A 17,509-nucleotide genomic window follows, 5' to 3' on the forward strand; every position below is an offset into this window, starting at 1 on the left:
TGATGCAGGTCATAGTCTGATCAGAGTTTCCGCCGGTCCAAAGCTGGGCAGCCACGCGGGCGGAAGTACGCCCGGGCGCTTGAAACCGCCGTCACCGAACGACCCGACCGAACGACCGAACGACCCAGGCGCCGCCTCCCCGGGGCGCCCTGACGAGGAAACTCCCACGTGATCAGATTCGAGGGCGCCGGAAAGCGCCACCCCGACGGCACCGTCGCGGTCGAGGGCCTGGACCTGGAGGTCCCGACCGGTCGGATAACCGTCCTGGTCGGCCCGTCCGGCTGCGGAAAGACCACCCTGCTGCGCATGGTCAACCGAATGGTCGAGCCCACCTCGGGCCGGGTCCTGCTGGACGACACGGACGTCGCGAAGCTGGAACCCGCCAAGCTGCGCCGTGGCATCGGGTACGTGATCCAGCAGGCCGGGCTCTTCCCGCACCGCAAGGTGATCGACAACATCGCCACCGTCCCCTACCTGCTCGGCTGGGACCGCAAGAAGGCCCGCGCCCGCGCCGCCGAACTGCTCGAACTGGTCGGACTCGCACCGGAGACCGCCAAGCGGTACCCGTTCCAGCTGTCCGGCGGCCAGCAGCAGCGGGTCGGCGTGGCGCGGGCGCTGGCCGCCGACCCGCCGGTGCTGCTGATGGACGAACCGTTCAGCGCGGTCGACCCGGTGGTACGGGCCGGGCTCCAGGAGGAGTTGCTGCGGCTCCAGTCCGAGCTGCACAAGACGGTGCTGTTCGTCACCCATGACATCGAGGAGGCCGTCCGGCTCGGCGACCAGGTGGTGGTGCTCCGCGAGCGCGGACGGATCGCCCAGCTGGCCGACCCGCACACCCTGCTCACCACCCCCGCCGACGAGGGCGTGGCCGCCTTCCTCGGACGCGACCGGGGCCTGCGCGGCCTCGGCCTGCGCTCCGCCCGGGCCGTCGAGCTCCGCCCGGTGGGCGACGGGCTCCGCTACGGGGGCTGGGAGTTGGCCCTGGACGACGAGCGCCGTCCGATCGGCTGGATCGACCGCGACGCCGTCGTCGCCGAACTCCAGCCGACGGCCGGCTTCCACCCGGACACCGACACCCTGCGCACCGCGCTGGACGCCGCCGTCCTCTCCCCCGCCGGGGTCGCCGTGGCGCTGGACGCCGACGGCCGGGTCACCGGCACCGCGAGCCGCGAGGCCGTCCTCGCCGCGCTGCGGCCCGACGCCTCCGGCTCGCCGGCCGCCGATGCCCCCGTCCGCATCGACAAGTCCCCGATCGCCGGAAGCCACGCGAGCGACACGGGCGGCACGGGCGGCACGGGCGACACGGGCGGCGCGAGTGGCACCGGCCTCACGGACGGCACGGACGGCACGGACGGCACGGACGGAGTCGATGGTGGACGATGAACCGATCGTCCGCTGGTACTGGATCGGCGATCACCTCGGCTACCTCGGCCACCTGCTCGCCGACCACGCCGTGATCGCCCTCGTCCCCGTGCTCATCGGCCTGCTGCTGGCCGTCCCGCTCGGCCTGGCCTGCGCCCGCTACCCCCGGCTGTACCAGCCGCTGTCCGCCGTGTTCAACATCGTCTACGCGCTGCCCTCGCTGGCCGTGTTCGTGGTGCTGATCCCGTACACCGGCCTCGCCACCCAGGCGACCGTGATGATCCCGCTGACCTTCTACGCCCTCGCCGTGCTGCTTCCGACCACCGTGGACGGACTGCGCGCCGTCCCGGACGCCGTCCGGCAGGCCGCGACCGCGATGGGGTACGGGCCGTGGCACCGGCTGACCTCGGTCGAGCTGCCCGCCGCCGTGCCGTACCTGATCGCCGGACTGCGGGTCGCCGCGGTGTCCAGCATCTCGCTGGCGAGCGTGGGTGCGCTGGTCGGCCGCGGCGGGCTCGGCTACCTGTTCGTCGACGGCTTCCAGCGCACCTTCCCGACCCCGATCGTGGCCGGCATCGCGCTGATCGCCGTCCTGGCACTGGCCGTCGACCTGCTGCTGGTCACCGCCCGGCGGCTGCTCGCGCCCTGGGCCGTCCGGGAGAAGGGAGCCGGCTCGTGAACTGGCTGAACTGGCTGGGCGACTTCTTCACCGCCCCGGACCACCTCAGCGGGCCGGACTCGATCGCGCACCGGGTCGCCGAGCACCTGCTGCTCTCCGGCGAGGCCCTGCTGTGCGCGACGCTGCTCGCCGTCCCGCTCGGGCTGTTGATCGGCTACACCGGGCGCGGCGTCACCGTGGTGACCGCGTTCGCGGGCGCCGCCCGCGCCCTGCCCACCCTCGGCCTGGTGACGCTGGCCGTGCTGCTCGCCGGGGTCGGCGACACCGCCGTGCTGATCCCGCTGGTCGCCCTCGCCGCGCCGCCGTTGCTGGTGGCCGCCGTCGAGGGGGTGCGCGGCACCGACCCGGACGTCCGGGACGCCGCCCGCGGCATCGGGCTGACCCACCCCCAGGTGCTGCGGCAGGTCTGCCTGCCCTCGGCCGCGCCGACCCTGCTGGCCGGCTTCCGCACGGCGACCGTGCAGGTGATCGCGACCGCCACGGTGGCCGCCTACGTCGGTCTGGGCGGCCTCGGCCGCTACGTCATCGACGGGCTGGCGACCCGCCAGTACGCCGTGACCGTGGGCGGCGCGCTGCTGGTGGTGCTGCTCGCGGTCGCCGCCCAGCTGTTCTTCGCCCTGCTCGCCCGGTTCGCGCTCCCGCCCGGGGTGCGCGCCCAGCAGCGGCCCCACTGACGTCCGTCTCCCCTCACCTCCCGTTCCGGAAGGACATTTGTCATCATGTCGACAATCAACCGAAGCCGTCGCGCCGTCGTCCTCGGCACCCTCGCCGCGCTCGCCCTCGGCGCCACCGCCTGCGGATCCTCCGGCGGGGACCCGCTCGGCGGGGGGTCGAGCGCCTCGGCCCCGGCAGGCGGCTCGGGTGGCTCAGGCGGCTCAGGGTCGACGGTCGTGGTCGGCTCGGCCAACTTCCCGGAGAACGTCCTGCTCGGGTCGATCTACTCGCAGGCGCTCAAGGCCAAGGGCGTCAAGGTCCAGGAGAAGTTCAACATCGGCAGCCGCGAGGTGCTCTACGGACAGCTGCAGAGCGGCAACCTGACCGTCCTGCCGGAGTACAACGGCTCGCTGCTCGCCTACCTGGACCCCAAGTCCACCGCCGCCACCACCCAGGACGTGAACACGGCGCTCACCACGACGCTGCCCGCCTCGCTGGGCCTCCTCGAATCGTCCCCGGCCGAGGACAAGGACTCGCTCAGCGTCACCCAGGAGACGGCCGACAAGGACAACCTCAAGAGCATCGCCGACCTCGCCGCCAAGGCCGGCGAGTTCACCATCGGCGGGCCGCCGGAGTTCAAGAACCGTCGCGAGCAGCAGCTCAAGGACGTCTACGGACTGACCTTCAAGGAGTGGAAGCCCACCGCCGACACCACCGCGAACGCGCTCAAGGACGGCAACATCCAGGTCGGCAACGTGTTCACCACCGACCCGAAGATCGCTCAGTACAAGCTCGTCCCGCTGGCCGATCCGAAGAACATCTTCGGCGCGCAGAACGTCACCCCGCTGGTCTACAAGGCGGGCGTGGACGCGACCGCGACGGCGGCGCTCAACGCGGTGTCGGCCAAGCTCGACACCGCCGGGCTGGTGGCTCTGATGAAGCGCGTTTCGGTGGACAAGGAGGACCCGTCGGCGGTCGCCAAGGATTGGCTGAAGTCCAACGGGCTCGGCTGACGGCGGTCCGGCGCGGACGCCCCCGGACGCCCGTGCATGCGCGCGGACGCTCGTGGATACCTGCTGACGCCCGCGGACGCCCGCGGATCATGAACGCGGCGGCCCGGAGGAGTTTCCTCCGGGCCGCCGCCCGCCGTTCCGGCGATCCTCCTGAGCCACCGGAGACACCTTCCCTTCCATGCCGCGAACATGACACTCTGGGCGCCATGCGCACTCGTCTCCTCGCCGCCACCCTCACGGCACTCGCCGCGGTGAGCCTCGCAGCCTGCTCCAGCTCCGGATCGGGCTCGGGCTCGGGCTCGGCCACCTCCGCGGCCGGCTCCCCCACCGCCTCCGCCGCATCGACCCCCGCGCCCTCCGACGCCGCCACCACACCGGCGGCTCCCGCGCCCGGCTCGGCCACCCCCACGGCCGACGGCGCCACCGGCGCTCCCGCCCCCGACGCCGGTGCCTCGGGAGCCCCCGCACCGGCCAAGCCCGCCCCGCCCACCGACGCCGGGCTGCCCGCCAAGCCGGGCACCGACCTGGCGACCAAGCTGGTGTCCGCGCTGGACGCGATCGACCCGGCGATCGTCGGCGGCAAGCCGGACCAGGCCGTGGACCGGGCGCGCAACCAGTGCCAGTCGATGTACCAGTTCCCCAAGGACAAGCAGAAGCTGGTCGACCTGGCCAACCAGCGCTTCACCTCCGCCGACCACCCGCAGGGCTTCGGCCCGGACACCGCCGCGAAGATCAACGAGGCGCTGCTCGCCACGCTCTGCCCGCCGTCCCGCTGACTCCGGCCACTGATCCTGGTCCAAGCCACCGATCCGGGCCGACAGGTCCACGGAACCGCGACACCATGAACCGCCCGGTGTCCTGAGCGCCGGGCTGCCGTGGCCGCGCCCCCTTCCGGGTGCGCGGCCACGGTCTTCTCGTTACGGGGCCTCTCGCCGACACCGGCACCGACCCCAGCACCGGCACCGGCACCGGCCCCCTCCCACCCCCTTTCATCACGCGGACCGTGTGCTGACGAACTGTTAGGTCTCTTGACAGACCAGTGGTCTAGTCCAAACATAAGCATGTCGATCCGACCGGGATGCACTGTGGGGGTGTGACCACCGGCGGCTGAGGCACTGCCCTGCCATGCTCCACTCCACCCCCGCTCCGTACGGCGCGCATGCGCACGCCGCCCGCGTCCGCGCGAGCCGGTGGGCGTTCGCACGCCCGCACGCCCGCACTCCCGATACCCGCCCCGGTCCCGGGATCGCGGCCGACCTCACTCGGCCGCCCCGCCCGGACCGACCGCACCTCCCCAACGTCCTGCCCCACCAAGTCTGTTGGAGAATCCATGCGCCTTCGCAGAACAGTCCAGGCCGTGTTGACAGCCTGCGCCACACTCGCCGCCTCGGCCGGCCTGGTCGCCGCCGGGACGAGCTCCGCCCAGGCCGCCACCCCGCTCCCCAGCCGGGTCTTCGCCCCCTACTTCGAGTCCTGGACCGGCCAGAGCCCGGCCCAGCTGGCCGCCCAGTCCGGCGCCAAGCACCTGACCATGGCGTTCCTCCAGGCCGCCACCAAGGGCTCCTGCACGCCGTACTGGAACGGCGACACCTCCAAGCCGGTGTCCTCCTCCACCTTCGGCGCCGACATCGCGACCATCCGCGCCAACGGCGGGGACGTGATCCCGTCCTTCGGCGGCTACACCGCCGACAACACCGGCACCGAGCTGGCCGACAGCTGCACCGACGTCAACCAGATCGCGGCCGCTTTCGAGAACGTGATCACCACCTACGACGTCAGCCGGATCGACCTCGACATCGAGGACAACTCGCTCACCAACAGCGGCGGGATCGACCGCCGCAACAAGGCGATCAAGCTCGTCCAGGACTGGGCGGCCACCAAGGGCCGGACCATCCAGTTCTCCTACACGCTGCCGACCACCCCCTCCGGACTGGCCGACAGCGGCCTCGCGGTGCTGCGGAACGCGGTCAGCAACAACGCGCGGATCGACGTCGTCAACATGATGACCTTCGACTACTACGACAACGCCACCCACGACATGGCGGCCGACACCCAGACCTCCGCGCAGGGCCTCTACAACCAGCTCGCCAAGCTCTACCCGTCCAAGACCCCCGCCCAGCTGTGGGGTTCGATCGGGATCATCGAGATGATCGGTGTCGACGACTTCGGCCCGGCCGAGACCTTCACCCTGGCCAACGCCAACACCGTGTACAACTGGGCGGTCGCCAAGGGCATCAACACGCTGTCCTTCTGGGCGCTCCAGCGCGACAACGGCGGCTGCCCGGGAACGGCCGGGAACGACAACTGCTCCGGGATCACCCAGAACACCTGGGACTTCAGCCACATCTTCGCGCCGTTCACCAGCGGCTCGACGGTGAACAACGACTTCTCGGTGTCGGTCAGCCCGAACTCCGCCACCGTCGCCGCCGGTTCGTCCACCTCGGCGACCGTCGCGACGGCCGTGACGGCGGGCTCGGCGCAGAGCGTCAACCTCACGGTCAGCGGAGCCCCGGCCGGCGTCACCGCCACCGTCACCCCCGGCAGCGTCACCGCCGGCAACAGCGCCACGCTCAACATCAGCACCATCTCCGGCGTGACGCCCGGGAGTTACCCGATCACGGTGACCGGCTCGGCGGCCTCCGGCAGCCACACCGGCACCTTCACCCTGAACGTCACCGGCACCCAGCCCGGCAACGACTTCTCGGTCGCCGTGAACCCGAACTCCGGTACGGTCGCGGTTGGTTCGTCCACCTCCGCCACCATCACGACGGCGACCACCGCAGGTTCGGCGCAGACCGTCAACTTCTCGGTCATCAGCGTCCCGACCATCGGCATCAACGCCACCGTCACTCCTGGCAGCGTCACCACCGGCAACAGCGCGACGCTCAACATCAGCACCACCTCGGCCGCGACTCCGGGCACCTACCAGCTCGGCGTCACCGCCACCGGCCCCTCCGGCAGCCACACCGCGGCCTACACCCTGACCATCACCGGGGCCGGCCCGACGACCGGCCTGGTCAACGGTGACCTGGAGAGCGGCAGCCTGACCCCGTGGACCTGCCAGAGCGGCGGCGCCGTGGTCTCCACCCCGGTCCACTCCGGCGCCAAGGCGCTCCAGGCGGCGGCCACCGCCGGCCAGACCGGCGAGTGCTCGCAGACCGTCACCCTGAAGCCCAACACCAGCTACACCCTGAGCGGCTGGGTGCAGGGCAACTACGCCTACGTCGGCGTCAGCGGCGGCGCCACCGCCAGCGCCTGGACCAGCTCCTCCGGCTGGACCAAGCTGTCCGTCCCCTTCACCACCGGCGCCAACGGCACCGTCACCGTGTACCTGCACGGCTGGTACGGCCAGGGCAACGTGTACGGGGACGACTTCTCCATCGCCTGAGTCCGCTTCGGGTGACGAATGACGGATGACAGCTGACAGATTTCATTTTCTGTCAGCTGTCATTCGCCTTCCGTTCGCTGATCCCTGTTACCTGTTCGCTGTTACCTGTTCGCTGTTACCTGTTCGCTGTTATCTGTTCCCTGTCGTCCGTTCGTCGGCGTCCGTTCGCCGCTGTTCGCCCGTCAGCCGCCCGCCGCCCGCATCCGCTCCGGCCGGCACAGCGCCAGGTACGCCACCGTCGCCAGCACCCCGCAGACCAGGACCACCAGCGCCAGCAGCACGGCGGACGGCCGACCGCCGAGGCTGCTCAGCGGTGCGACCACCGCACCGCACAGGAAGTTGCCCGTCCCCAGCAGGGCCGACGCCGTGCCCGCCACCTGCGGCTCGACCAGGCCGAGCGCCTGGGCGGCGGTGTTCGGCAGCAGTACCCCGAGGCTGCCCATCATCACGAACAGCGGCGGGCAGAACCCGGCCAGCCCGAAGTCCCACACCGTCGTCAGCAGCACCAGCGCCGCCCCGGCGGCGACCGCCGCCGCGAGGCTGCCCAGCATCAGCGCCCGCTGGGTGAAGCGCGGCGCCAGCACCCGTCCGTTCACCTGGGTCATCACCACGATCGAGAACGAGTTCAGCCCGAACAGCAGGCTGTAGGTCTGCGGCGAGACCTGGTACACGTCCTGGAGGACCGTCGACGATCCGCTGATGTAGCCGAAGAGCGCCCCGAAGGCGAGGGAGCTGGTCAGCGCCAGCCCGAGGAACGGCAGGTTGCGCAGCAGCCTCCCCATCGTCCGCAGGGCCGCACCGACCCCGCCGCGGTCCCGGGTCTCCGGCGGCAGCGTCTCCCGCAGCACGCCGAACGAGACCAGGGTGAGCAGCAGTCCGAGGGCCGTGAGCACGCCGAAGGTGCCGCGCCACGAGGTGAACCGCATCAGCTGCGCACCGATGATCGGGGCGAGGATCGGCGCCAGCCCGGATATCAGGGCGATCGAGGCGAGGAAGCGCAGCAGTGCCACGCCCTGGAAGCGGTCCCGGGAGACGGCGCGCCCGATCACCAGCCCGGCGGAGCCGGCCGCGCCCTGGACGAAGCGGCCGACGATCAGCACCGTCAGGTTCGGCGCGAACACGCACGCCACACTGGCCAGGGTGTAGAGGACGAGCCCCGCGAGCAGCGGCCGACGGCGCCCGTAGCGGTCGCTGAGCGGCCCGAAGAGCAGCTGACCGGCCGCGACCCCGAGCATCGAGAAGGTCAGGGTGAGCTGGACGGCGGCCGGCTGGGCGACCAGGTCGTCGGCGATCGCGGGCAGGCCCGGGAGGTAGAGGTCGGTGGTGAGCGGGCCGAGCGCGGCGATCCCGCCGAGGGCGGCGATCACGGCCCAGCCGGGCCGGGCCCGGCCGGTGGCGGGGGCCGGGGCCGGGGCCGGAGCCGGGGCGGCAAGGGACGCGGGGTCGGGAGTGGTGGCGGGTGCGGGAGCGGCAGCGGTCGACGTGTCGTCGGTGGGGCCGACGGTCGGGCCGGGCATGGTTCTCCTTACGGACGGGTGACGCGGGGTTCGTTCGCGCTCCGTCCTATCGCAGCCCGGGCCGGTTCCGACAGCGGGGGTGCACGCTGTTCGGCCGTGGGGGTGCGTCCGGCGGTCGCCCCGCGGCCCGGCCCGGCCCGCACACGACGACGGCCCGCCCGCACCTTCCGGTGCCCGGCGGGCCGTTCCGTTCCGCTCCGCTCCCCGGGCCGGAGGTGGCCGGGAGGAGTCCTCGGCAGTGCTCGGGAGGGCCGGCGCCCGGCCGGCGGGCGGCCCCCGGGGCCGGTCGCCGGACTCAGCGCTTGGCGACGTGCTCGGCGCGCAGCGCCGCCTGCACCGCGGCGCCGTCCTGCCAGGCGTAGAGCTGGTTGCCGGTCAGGGCCACGTTGTAGTGCCCGCAGGTGCCGGTGGCCTTGGTCGCGACGCTCTCGGGGAACCAGCCGGCCTTGAGCGCCTGCGGCACCGGGTGCGCGCTCTTGCCCGGCAGCCCGGCGGTGCAGCCGGCGGGCAGCCGGCCCTCCGGGAGGGTGGCGCGCAGCAGGCGGTCGTCGCCCGTGGTGGACATCAGGTACTTCACCCCGGAGGCGTCGTCGGGCAGCCAGGTCGGCATCGAACGGCGGTCCGCCTTGGCCTGGGTGCCGGTCTCGTACGCGCCCTGCTGCTGGTGGTGCTCGTCGTACCAGTCGGACACCCGCGGGCCGATTGCCACAGCCGCCACGGCGACAGCCATGCCGGTACCCGCGACTCCCAGCGCGACCTTGCTCACGATGCCCTTCATGCCCGACTGTCCTCTCCGTGTCGTGACCGATGCGGCCGTTGCCGCTCGTGCCGCTGCCGCTCGTCTTCGCTGTCGGCGGCCGCTCAGGTCCGCGTCACCGACCCGGTCGGCGTGCTCCGCCGTCTGGTGCAACCATCGTGGCCCGTCCGGACCCGTCGGATCGTCACCACCAGGTCGCGAACTTGTCTCCGACCCACGGGGTACCTTCTCCACCTTCAGGCGTATGTCCTCCGGCAGGGACCCTGAGGCCCGCGGATTCCGGACCTGCGAATTCCGGCCCCGCGGGTCCCGGACCTGCGGATCCCTGAGCCACAGGCCCCGGCACCACCGGTCGCCGGGTCCGTGCCGCTCCGGCGCTCAGGTTGGCACGCCCGGGTCGAGAACGGCCCGGGCCCCGATCGAGCCTCGCTCAGGCCCGGAGCCGCCGCAGCCCGGCCTGCTGCAGCCGGGTCACCCGCCGCCGCCGCTTCGGACCACCACGGCTTCGGGCCACCACCGCTTCGGGCCGCCGCGGTTTCAGACCGCCGCCGGTACCGGACGGGCGACCGGGAACGGGCGGCCGTCGAGGGTCCAGTGCGGGTCGATCGGACGCAGCAGCGAGGCGTACACCTGCGCGGCGACGTCCGGATGACGGATCTCGCCGGTGGGCGGACCGGCCGGGATGTCGTGCCCGGCGCAGGCCACCCAGGCCGTCCGCTCCTCGGCCGTACGGCCTCCGTGGCCGCCGGCGTCCACGTGCCCGTGGTCGGTGACGACGATGACCGTCCACTGCTCCTCGGCGTGGGTCGCCCGGCCCCGGACGGCGTCGAGGAGGCGGCCGAGGCGCTCGTCGGCGGTGCGCATGGACGCGCGGTACTCGTCGCCGCAGCCCAGGAAGTGGGCGGTCTCGTCGACGGCGCCGAGGTACACGAAGGACGCCTCGGGGTCGGCGGTGCCGAGGACGTGGACGGCCTCCCGGGTGACCTCCTCGTCCACCGCCTCCCAGGCCTCGGGGGTGTCCTCGGCGGGGGCCACGTAGGAGAGCCGGCCGGGGGCGCGGAACAGCGGGCCGCCGGACTCGTTGATCATCAGCGGGTCCCAGCCGGCCGCGACGAAGGTGCGGCGGCGGTCGCCCCGGGCGAGGCGGGTGGCGAAGTCGGGGAACACGTCGAGCCGGTTGCCGCCCAGGTGGTTGCCCCACACCCCGTGCTTGGCGGGCTCGACGCCGGTCACGATGGTGGCCCAGCACGGCCCGGACATGGTGGGCGTGCTGTCCGCGACGGTGACCGGTACCAGGAACCCGGCCTCGGCGACCTCCTGCAGGCGGGGCATCGGCACCTGTGCGAGGAAATCGTGGCGGACGCCGTCGATCCCGACGACGAGCACCCGGGGGCGGGGCCACTGGGCAGCGGACATGGGGGTTCCTTTCGGTCGTGCGCACCCGGCCGCGCCCGCCGAGGGCGCCGCCGACCGCGCCATGGTTCACCGACCGCCGTACCGGTCGGCGTCCCACCGCCGAACGTCAGGTGTCCACGAAGTGTCGGACGGGCGTTCCCAGGCCCCGGGCGGAGTTCCGCCGCTGCCGTCCGGGGGCGGGCACGGGGGTCCGGGACTGCCGTCCGGGAGCGGGTCAGGAGGGTCCGGTGCGCGGCAGCCGGGAACCGTCCGGGTAGACCGCGGGCGGCAGCGACTTGTCGGCGGCCGGCCGCGTCACGGCTGTGGGCGGAACTCGTGGACGACCTCGATGCGGCCGACGATGTGCCGGTTGAACTCGTCCAACTCCTCGGCGGGAACCCAGAGTTCGAGGATCGTCCGGCCGCCTGCCCGTTGAACGGGGTAGCGCGCGAGGAAGGCGGTGTCGACCTCGAAGCGGGTGACGTAGCCGACGCCCGAGGCGGGCACGTTCCAGTCCCGGGCGATCCGGATCGCGTAGTCCTCGTTGAGGACGGGGTAGAAGATCGGCTGCTCGGGGAGGCGGGGCGGCCAGGCGCGCCGGTCCGCGGCCTCGACCAGGGCGAGCTCCTCGGGGCCGGTGGGGCGCCAGAGGGTGGTGGTCGGGGGCTGCGTCGGGACGAACCTGCTGGTCATGGCGGGGACGGTAGCCGGGCCACGACGGGCCCGGCCACCGGATTTCCCGGGCCGCGAGGGACGAAGAGATGCGGCGAGGGCGGACGGGCGGCCGTCAGCGGTAGGCGGACTCGCCGGTGATGGCCTCGCCGAGCACCAGGGTGTGGATCTCGCTGGTGCCCTCGTAGGTGAGCACCGATTCCAGGTTGTTGGCGTGCCGCAGCACCGGGTACTCGGTGGTGATGCCGTTGGCCCCGAGGACGGTCCGGGCACTGCGGGCGATCTCCAGGGCGGTGCGGACGTTGTTGAGCTTGCCGAAGCTGATGTGCGGCGGGCGGGCGGCGCCCTGCTCCTTGAGCCGCCCGATCCGCAGGGCGACCAGGTACGCCTTCTCGACCTCCAGCATCATCTCGACCAGCTTCTGCTGGGTCAGCTGGAAGCCCGCGATCGGACGGTCGAACTGGATCCGGCTCTTGGCGTAGTCCAGGGCGGAGGTGTAGCAGTCGCGAGCGGCGCCGACGGTGCCCCAGAGGATCCCGTAGCGGGCCTCGTTGAGGGAGGAGAGCGGTCCGCGCAGGCCGACCACCCCGGGCAGCACGGCGTCGGCGGGCAGCACCACGTCGTCGAAGGCCAACTCGCTGGTGACGGAGGCGCGCAGCGAGAGCTTGCCGTGAACATCGGTGGCGGTCAGGCCGCGGGCGCCGCGCTCGACCAGGAAGCCGCGCACGCCCTCCTCGGTCTGCGCCCAGACCACGGCGACGTCGGCGATGCTGCCGTTGGTGATCCACATCTTGCTGCCGGACAGCACCCAGTCGCCGCCCTCACCGCCCTTGCGGACCGCCCGGGTGCGCATGTTGGCCGGGTCCGAGCCGAAGTCCGGCTCGGTGAGGCCGAAGCAGCCGATCAGCTCACCGGCGGCCATGCCGGGCAGCCAGCGCTGCTTCTGCTCCTCGGAGCCGAAGGCGTGGATCGAGCGCATGGCGAGCGAGCCCTGGACGGAGACGAAGCTGCGCAGCCCGGAGTCGGCCGCCTCCAGCTCCATGCAGGCCACCCCGTACGCCACCGCGTCGGCGCCGGCGCAGCCGTAGCCGTCGAGGTGCATGCCGAGCACGCCCAGGGCGCCGAGCTCGGGGGCGAGTTCGCGGACCGGGAAGACCCCGCGCTCGAACCACTCGCCGATGTGCGGGCGGATGCGCTCCTCGGTGAACCGGCGGACGGTGTCGCGGATCAGCCGCTCCTCGTCGGAGAGCAGATCGCCGACGGCGAGCAGGTCGGACGGGTCGATCCGGGTCGGCTTCGTCACTGAAGCTCCTTGTACTCTCGGCGGGACACCGGCGGAACACCGGCGAGTATTCCGCACCCGGCCGGGTGGTGGGCGGGCGTGAACGAGTGAGGATGGCGACACGTCCGACGGCGCGCCCGAGGGCGCGTACGGCCGAGCGGAAGCGAACCGGAGGGGAAGGGGCGGGGCAGGACATGGCACGTTGGGCGCTGGTCGTCGAGGAGACGGTGGGCATGGGCCAGGATCGGATCTGGGGGAGCAAGGTGCTCGCCGAGGTCGAGGGGACCCGCGAGGAGGCCGTCGAGGAGCTGAGGCGACTCGTCCCCTCCTACACCCCGGAGCACCCCTTCAACAGCCGACGGCGGACGCTGCTCCGCGACGGGGACACCTACCTGCTGATCGCCCAGGGGAGCATGCGCGACTACCACTGCGTGTTCAAGGTGTGGGAGCTGCTGTGGGACAGCAAGCGGCCGGAGGTGCAGGCGGAGCGACTGGCCGAGGGGCCCGGGGAAGGCCGCTGAGGGCGAACGGACGACGGCCGACGGCCGACGGCCGACGGCCGACGAGCACCGGATCACGGATCACGGCCGACGGATCACAACCGACGGATAACGGATAACGGATAACAGCTGACAGATTTCAAACTCTGTCAGCTGTCACCCCGCCCCGCAGAGCCGCAGCAGCGCCGTGGTCGCCGCACCCGCGACGACCACCAGCGGGAACGGTGCCCGGCGCAGCGCGAGCACTCCCGCGACCAGTACGCCCGCCGGGCGGGCCCACCCCGCGAAGCCGTGCCCCTGGGTCAGCGCGCCGGTCGCGACCAGGGCCACCAGCAGCACCGCCGCCGCGACGGCCAGCAGGTGCCGCAGCCGCTCCGAGAGGGCGAGCCGACCGGCGAGCAACGGCCCGGCCAGTCGGAAGGCGTACGTTCCGGCCGCGAGCAGCAGAACGGCGTACAGCGGCATCATCGGACCTTCTCCTTCTCCGCGTCCGCGGCGTTCGGTCCGTCCGCCGCCTTCCGACCCGACTCCCCCGCAACCGGCCGACCGGCGAACACCAGCCCGACCAGGGCGAGCAGCACCGGCAGCCCGGCGGGGACGAACGGGGTCGCCGCGACCGCGACCGCCGCACCCGCCACCGCCGCCGTACGGGTGCGGCGGTCCGCGAGCGAGGGCAGGACGAGCGCGAGCAGCACCGCGGGGAAGGCCGCGTCCAGGCCGAACGCGTCCGTGTCGCCGATCAGCCCGCCCGCGAGGGCGCCGAGCAGCACCGAGACGTTCCACACCACGAACAGGGCGACCCCGCAGAGCCAGTACACGGCCCGGCGCCGACGGGGATCGCTCTGCTGCAGGGCGAAGGCGACGGTCTCGTCGGTGAGCAGTTGCGCTCCCACCAGCCGCCGCCACCACGGGCCGTCGGGCACGTCGGGCACGGTGAAGCCGAAGGGCAGCAGCCGGGCGTTGAGCACCAGTCCGGTGGCGACCGCGGCGAGGGCGCCGCCGCCGGAGAGCACCACGCCGACCGCCGCGAACTGGGAGCCGCCGGCGAAGACCAGGACGGAGAGGGCGATCGGCACCCAGAGGGGCAAGCCCCCGGAGACGCTGATCGCGCCGAAGGACGCGCCGACCAGGGCATCGGCCAGGCAGACCAGGGCGACGTCCCGGAGGGTGGCACGCTCCAGTGTTCGAAGTAGCGAACGCATGTTCATTAGAGTGAACCGACTCGACGTCGTTCGTCAAGGCGAACACTTGGACCGATCGGGCGAACGGCGGCCGGTGCGACCGGCCATGGCAGCATGAACGGCGGCATCGGCCGCACCGGCGGCCATGGAAGGGGCCAGGAGGAAGCATGAGTGGCGAGCATGAGTGACCAGAGCACCCCGGCCACGGACTCCGGCGGCTCCGACGACTCCGGCGGCTTCGGCCGCTCCAGCAGCAGCGATAGCAGCGGCAGCGCCGGCAGCGGCGCCAACGGCGGCGAGCTGATCGGCCAGATCGCCGCCTCGATCAGGCGCGAGCGCGAGCGCAGCGGGCTGTCGATGGCCGAGCTGGCCCGGCGCGCGGGCATCGCCAAGTCCACGCTGTCCCAGCTGGAGTCCGGCGCGGGCAACCCCAGCGTGGAGACGCTCTGGGCGCTCGGCGTCGCACTGAACGTGCCGTTCAGCCGGCTCGTCGACCCGCCGCGCCCGGTGGTCAAGGTGATCCGGGCCGGCGAGGGCCCGGTGACCCACTCCGAGCGCGCCGACTACGCCGCCACCGCGCTCTCCTCCTGCCCGCCCAACGCCCGGCGCGACATCTATCGGATCGAGGCGCAGCCGGGTGAGGCCCGGGCCTCCGATCCGCACATGCCCGGCACCGTCGAGCACGTGCTGATCGGTGCCGGGCGGGCGCTGGTCGGGCCGACGGAGGCGCCGGTGGAGCTGGGCCCGGGTGACTACGTGAGCTACCCGGGCGACACTCCGCACGTGTTCCGCGCCCTGGCTCCGGACACCCTCGCGGTGATCGTCATGGAGCACATCTGACAACTCCTCAGCTCCGGCAGGGGGCACCTCCTACTTCAACAGACCGTCCAGGAAGGGATTCCCGAAGACCCGGTGCGGGTCGTGGCGGTCCAGGACGGCGACCGCCTCGTCCCAGCCGGGCCCGCCGCCCGCCCGCAGACTGTCCGGAACGACCCGGCCGAGCAGGTCCGGATCGGACCAGGCGGCGGCGTCGGTGTACGCCCAGCCCTTGGACCACTCGACCCGCAGGCCCGCCCGGGAGCCGTCGAAGGTGCGCAGTAGCCACTGCTCCAACTCCCGCGCGAAGCGCTCCAGTCCGGGGGTGCCGGGGAAGGCGAGGACGTCCAGCCAGACGGCCGTGTCCCACTCCGGGCGGTCGGCGCGCGGTCGCAGCGCGGACAGCAGCGGGGGCCGGGCGCCGGGGACGCCGGAGGAGGCCGGGTCGTCCAGGCCGGTGACCCGGATCTCCACCGCGCCGTTCACCGGGAACTCGCCCCGGGCCTGGTAGGAGGCGAGCAACTCCCGGTAGTAGGCGGCGAATTCACTCACCGCCCACTGAAGGTCGGCACGCTTGAGGAGGATCGCGTAGCCGTTGGCGGTGACCCGCAGGGTGGTCGGGCGGACGTACTGGAGCAGGGTGCGCGAGGGCCCCCAGAGGTCGGACCGCAGTCCGCCCGCGAGCAGGTGGGTGAGCACCTCGCCGCTGAGCAGTCGGCGCAGCAGGGCGCCGGAGAGCAGGACTTCGGTGATGTCACCGGTGAGTCCCACCTTCGTGACCAGGTACTGGAGTTGGCCGAACAGCGGGGCCGAGGCCCAGGCGCCGGTGACGATCTCGCCGGCGAGCCGGGCGACCGGTTCCGGAAGGCTGTCCGAGAACGGGTAGTTGTACGGGTGGTCGACGGACAGGGAGGCGAGCGGCTTGCTCGGGGTGACGCTCCAGGTCTTGAGCCAGGGGTACTCGGTGTAGGCGAACCAGATCGCCTCCACCCGACCGTCGCGCTCCACGAAGTCGGCGAGGGTGCGCGGGCCTCCTCCGCTCCCGAGGACACCGCCGAGGACACCGCCCAGCACTCCCCCGAGCACTCCGCCGAGACCCCCGCCCCCGCCGGTACCCGCACCGGCCCCGGTGCCGGCGCCTGTTCCGCTGCCGGCGCCTGTTCCGGTTCCCGTTCCGGCCGCGGGGCGGGCGAAGAGCTCGCTCGCCGGGATGTCGAGTCGGCTGACGCAGCGCAGCGGCCGGTCGGCGCCGGCCCGCAGCACCACCTCGGTCAGGAAGGCACGGCCGAGGTGCACCAGGAAGGCGGCGCTGTCGGCCTCGGAGCGGTCGAAGGTCCGCAGCGTGTAGCGGCCGGTGGCCGGGTCGAGGACGACGGCGGTGAGCCGGACGACCTGGTTGCTGACCGATCCGTAGCCGTGCCCCTCCGGTCGCACCTCCCCTGCGGCCGGGACGGCGGTGCCGTGGCCGCCGATGGCGAATACACCGCCTACGGTGATCTCGCCGGGGGCCGGGCAGGCGGTCAGGCCGAGGCCGCGGTCGGCGAGGTGGGCGAGCAGGGCCTCCATGGTGGCGCCGGTCTGCACCCGGACGGTGTCGGGCGAGTCGGCGCCGATGGCGGTGAGGTGCCGACTGGTGTCCACCAGCAGCACCCTGGCGCTCTCCGGGGTCCCGGCGGCGACGGTGAGCGGTGCCCAGGTGTGCCGGTACCCGGAGGCGCGCAGCCGCCAGCCGTTGGCGTGCGCCCAGTCGGCGAGGGCCGGGACCTCCTCGGGGGTGCGGGGCGCGCAGGTCCACAGCTGGTCGGTGCGGATCTCGCCGGACCAGTTCTGGAAGACCCGCTGGTAGAGCTCGGTGCCGGGGGGCAGCGCGGGCGGTACCGGCGCGGCGGCCTCGGCGCTGTCCGGGCCGATGGTGCCGCGCAGCAGCCAGGCCGCGCCGCCGAGCGCCGCCGACGCACCCAGCAGCTGCCGCCGGGTGAGGCCACCGGGGGCGGTCTTCGCCGAGGTCTTCGCCGGAGCGTCGGTCGGGGCGTCCGTCGGGGCGTCCGTCGGGGCGCCCGTCGGGACATTCAGTGGGGTCATCCCCTCCCGTACCGCTCCGTCACCCGTTCCGCCCATCGGGCCGTGTCCTGTGGTCATCCGTCCGTCCGCCCCCTCGTCCTGGTCCCCCGGGCCGAGCTGCGCCGATCCGGGTCCGGCCGGAGTCCGCCCGGCCCGGTCTGGAGCGTATGAAGGGGCGCACGGCAGTTTGAAGCGCCCGCCGGGGATCTCACTCCTTCGAGTGAGATCGGCC

The 17,509-nt window shown here is 72.9% G+C and carries 16 protein-coding genes; 8 read left to right on the forward strand and 8 right to left on the reverse strand.

The window, feature by feature from the left end:
- The first annotated feature begins 168 nt into the window (after nt 1-168).
- The 6 genes from ACFVHV_RS02645 (at nt 169) to ACFVHV_RS02670 (ending at nt 7,096) form a co-directional block, all read left to right on the forward strand.
- The gene (locus ACFVHV_RS02645; protein WP_380348328.1) at nt 169-1,383 is read left to right on the forward strand and encodes an ABC transporter ATP-binding protein; all 1,215 of its coding nucleotides are present in this window, start codon (nt 169-171) and stop codon (nt 1,381-1,383) included.
- Nucleotides 1,370-2,041, forward strand: coding sequence for an ABC transporter permease (locus tag ACFVHV_RS02650; RefSeq protein ID WP_359900470.1), 672 nt, complete (start codon nt 1,370-1,372; stop codon nt 2,039-2,041). The genes ACFVHV_RS02645 and ACFVHV_RS02650 overlap by 14 nt, the downstream gene beginning before the upstream one ends.
- Nucleotides 2,038-2,715 carry an ABC transporter permease gene (locus tag ACFVHV_RS02655; protein ID WP_359900468.1) on the forward strand — a complete coding sequence of 226 codons (678 nt, stop codon included), beginning with the start codon at nt 2,038-2,040 and terminating at the stop codon, nt 2,713-2,715. Before ACFVHV_RS02650 ends, ACFVHV_RS02655 begins: the two co-directional genes overlap by 4 nt.
- Nucleotides 2,716-2,760: 45 nt before the next feature.
- Complete coding sequence (locus ACFVHV_RS02660; protein ID WP_359900466.1) at nt 2,761-3,708, forward strand: ABC transporter substrate-binding protein; 948 nt, start codon at nt 2,761-2,763, stop codon at nt 3,706-3,708.
- A 206-nt stretch (nt 3,709-3,914) separates the two neighbouring features.
- Nucleotides 3,915-4,484: a hypothetical protein gene (locus ACFVHV_RS02665; protein WP_380348330.1), complete on the forward strand. Its 570-nt coding sequence runs from the start codon at nt 3,915-3,917 to the stop codon at nt 4,482-4,484.
- Between the two features lie 554 nt (nt 4,485-5,038).
- A complete protein-coding gene (locus tag ACFVHV_RS02670) occupies nt 5,039-7,096 on the forward strand; it encodes a glycosyl hydrolase family 18 protein (protein ID WP_380348332.1) in 2,058 nt (685 codons plus the stop codon).
- Nucleotides 7,097-7,278: 182 nt separating this feature from the next.
- On the opposite strand, the gene ACFVHV_RS02675 is transcribed toward ACFVHV_RS02670, so the two are convergent.
- The 5 genes from ACFVHV_RS02675 to ACFVHV_RS02695 form a co-directional block, all read right to left on the reverse strand.
- Nucleotides 7,279-8,613 carry a multidrug effflux MFS transporter gene (locus ACFVHV_RS02675; RefSeq protein WP_359900460.1) on the reverse strand — a complete coding sequence of 445 codons (1,335 nt, stop codon included), beginning with the start codon at nt 8,611-8,613 and terminating at the stop codon, nt 7,279-7,281.
- Between the two features lie 295 nt (nt 8,614-8,908).
- Nucleotides 8,909-9,391: a hypothetical protein gene (locus ACFVHV_RS02680; protein WP_359900458.1), complete on the reverse strand. Its 483-nt coding sequence runs from the start codon at nt 9,389-9,391 to the stop codon at nt 8,909-8,911.
- A 516-nt stretch (nt 9,392-9,907) separates the two neighbouring features.
- Complete coding sequence (locus ACFVHV_RS02685; RefSeq protein ID WP_359900456.1) at nt 9,908-10,786, reverse strand: alkaline phosphatase family protein; 879 nt, start codon at nt 10,784-10,786, stop codon at nt 9,908-9,910.
- A gap of 294 nt (nt 10,787-11,080) precedes the next feature.
- Nucleotides 11,081-11,458, reverse strand: a complete 378-nt coding sequence (locus ACFVHV_RS02690; RefSeq protein WP_359900454.1) for an ADP-ribosylation/crystallin J1 — start codon at nt 11,456-11,458, stop codon at nt 11,081-11,083.
- A gap of 94 nt (nt 11,459-11,552) precedes the next feature.
- Complete coding sequence (locus ACFVHV_RS02695) at nt 11,553-12,740, reverse strand: acyl-CoA dehydrogenase family protein (protein ID WP_359900452.1); 1,188 nt, start codon at nt 12,738-12,740, stop codon at nt 11,553-11,555.
- Nucleotides 12,741-12,913: 173 nt separating this feature from the next.
- On the opposite strand from ACFVHV_RS02695, the gene ACFVHV_RS02700 reads away from it, so the two are divergent.
- Nucleotides 12,914-13,240 (forward strand): hypothetical protein, encoded by a 327-nt coding sequence (locus tag ACFVHV_RS02700; RefSeq protein WP_359900450.1) that lies wholly within the window; start codon nt 12,914-12,916, stop codon nt 13,238-13,240.
- Between the two features lie 135 nt (nt 13,241-13,375).
- On the opposite strand, the gene ACFVHV_RS02705 is transcribed toward ACFVHV_RS02700, so the two are convergent.
- Nucleotides 13,376-13,684, reverse strand: coding sequence for an AzlD domain-containing protein (locus tag ACFVHV_RS02705; RefSeq protein ID WP_380348454.1), 309 nt, complete (start codon nt 13,682-13,684; stop codon nt 13,376-13,378).
- Complete coding sequence (locus ACFVHV_RS02710; RefSeq protein ID WP_380348335.1) at nt 13,684-14,421, reverse strand: AzlC family ABC transporter permease; 738 nt, start codon at nt 14,419-14,421, stop codon at nt 13,684-13,686. The genes ACFVHV_RS02705 and ACFVHV_RS02710 overlap by 1 nt, the downstream gene beginning before the upstream one ends.
- A 159-nt stretch (nt 14,422-14,580) precedes the next feature.
- Here ACFVHV_RS02710 and ACFVHV_RS02715 point away from each other — a divergent pair, with 159 nt between their 5' ends.
- Entirely contained in the window at nt 14,581-15,240 is a 660-nt protein-coding gene (locus tag ACFVHV_RS02715; protein ID WP_380348337.1) for a helix-turn-helix domain-containing protein, read from the forward strand.
- A 30-nt stretch (nt 15,241-15,270) separates the two neighbouring features.
- Here ACFVHV_RS02715 and ACFVHV_RS02720 read toward each other — a convergent pair whose 3' ends face one another.
- Complete coding sequence (locus ACFVHV_RS02720; RefSeq protein ID WP_380348339.1) at nt 15,271-17,298, reverse strand: cholesterol oxidase substrate-binding domain-containing protein; 2,028 nt, start codon at nt 17,296-17,298, stop codon at nt 15,271-15,273.
- Nucleotides 17,299-17,509 lie beyond the last annotated feature (211 nt).

It is taken from the genome of Kitasatospora sp. NPDC127116 (assembly GCF_042677365.1).
GTDB classification, from domain to species: Bacteria; Actinomycetota; Actinomycetes; order Streptomycetales; family Streptomycetaceae; genus Kitasatospora; species Kitasatospora lactacystinica.

Bases quoted from the DNA above. Each gene is read 5' to 3' on its own strand.
- ACFVHV_RS02720 (WP_380348339.1), bottom strand. From the start codon at position 17,298: ATGACCCCACTGAATGTCCCGACGGGCGCCCCGACGGACGCCCCGACG.
- ACFVHV_RS02685 (WP_359900456.1), bottom strand. From the start codon at position 10,786: ATGTCCGCTGCCCAGTGGCCCCGCCCCCGGGTGCTCGTCGTCGGGATC.
- ACFVHV_RS02680 (WP_359900458.1), bottom strand. From the start codon at position 9,391: ATGAAGGGCATCGTGAGCAAGGTCGCGCTGGGAGTCGCGGGTACCGGC.
- ACFVHV_RS02660 (WP_359900466.1), top strand. From the start codon at position 2,761: ATGTCGACAATCAACCGAAGCCGTCGCGCCGTCGTCCTCGGCACCCTC.
- ACFVHV_RS02710 (WP_380348335.1), bottom strand. From the start codon at position 14,421: ATGCGTTCGCTACTTCGAACACTGGAGCGTGCCACCCTCCGGGACGTC.
- ACFVHV_RS02665 (WP_380348330.1), top strand. From the start codon at position 3,915: ATGCGCACTCGTCTCCTCGCCGCCACCCTCACGGCACTCGCCGCGGTG.
- ACFVHV_RS02675 (WP_359900460.1), bottom strand. From the start codon at position 8,613: ATGCCCGGCCCGACCGTCGGCCCCACCGACGACACGTCGACCGCTGCC.
- ACFVHV_RS02705 (WP_380348454.1), bottom strand. From the start codon at position 13,684: ATGCCGCTGTACGCCGTTCTGCTGCTCGCGGCCGGAACGTACGCCTTC.
- ACFVHV_RS02715 (WP_380348337.1), top strand. From the start codon at position 14,581: ATGAGTGACCAGAGCACCCCGGCCACGGACTCCGGCGGCTCCGACGAC.
- ACFVHV_RS02690 (WP_359900454.1), bottom strand. From the start codon at position 11,458: ATGACCAGCAGGTTCGTCCCGACGCAGCCCCCGACCACCACCCTCTGG.
- ACFVHV_RS02700 (WP_359900450.1), top strand. From the start codon at position 12,914: ATGGCACGTTGGGCGCTGGTCGTCGAGGAGACGGTGGGCATGGGCCAG.
- ACFVHV_RS02670 (WP_380348332.1), top strand. From the start codon at position 5,039: ATGCGCCTTCGCAGAACAGTCCAGGCCGTGTTGACAGCCTGCGCCACA.
- ACFVHV_RS02650 (WP_359900470.1), top strand. From the start codon at position 1,370: ATGGTGGACGATGAACCGATCGTCCGCTGGTACTGGATCGGCGATCAC.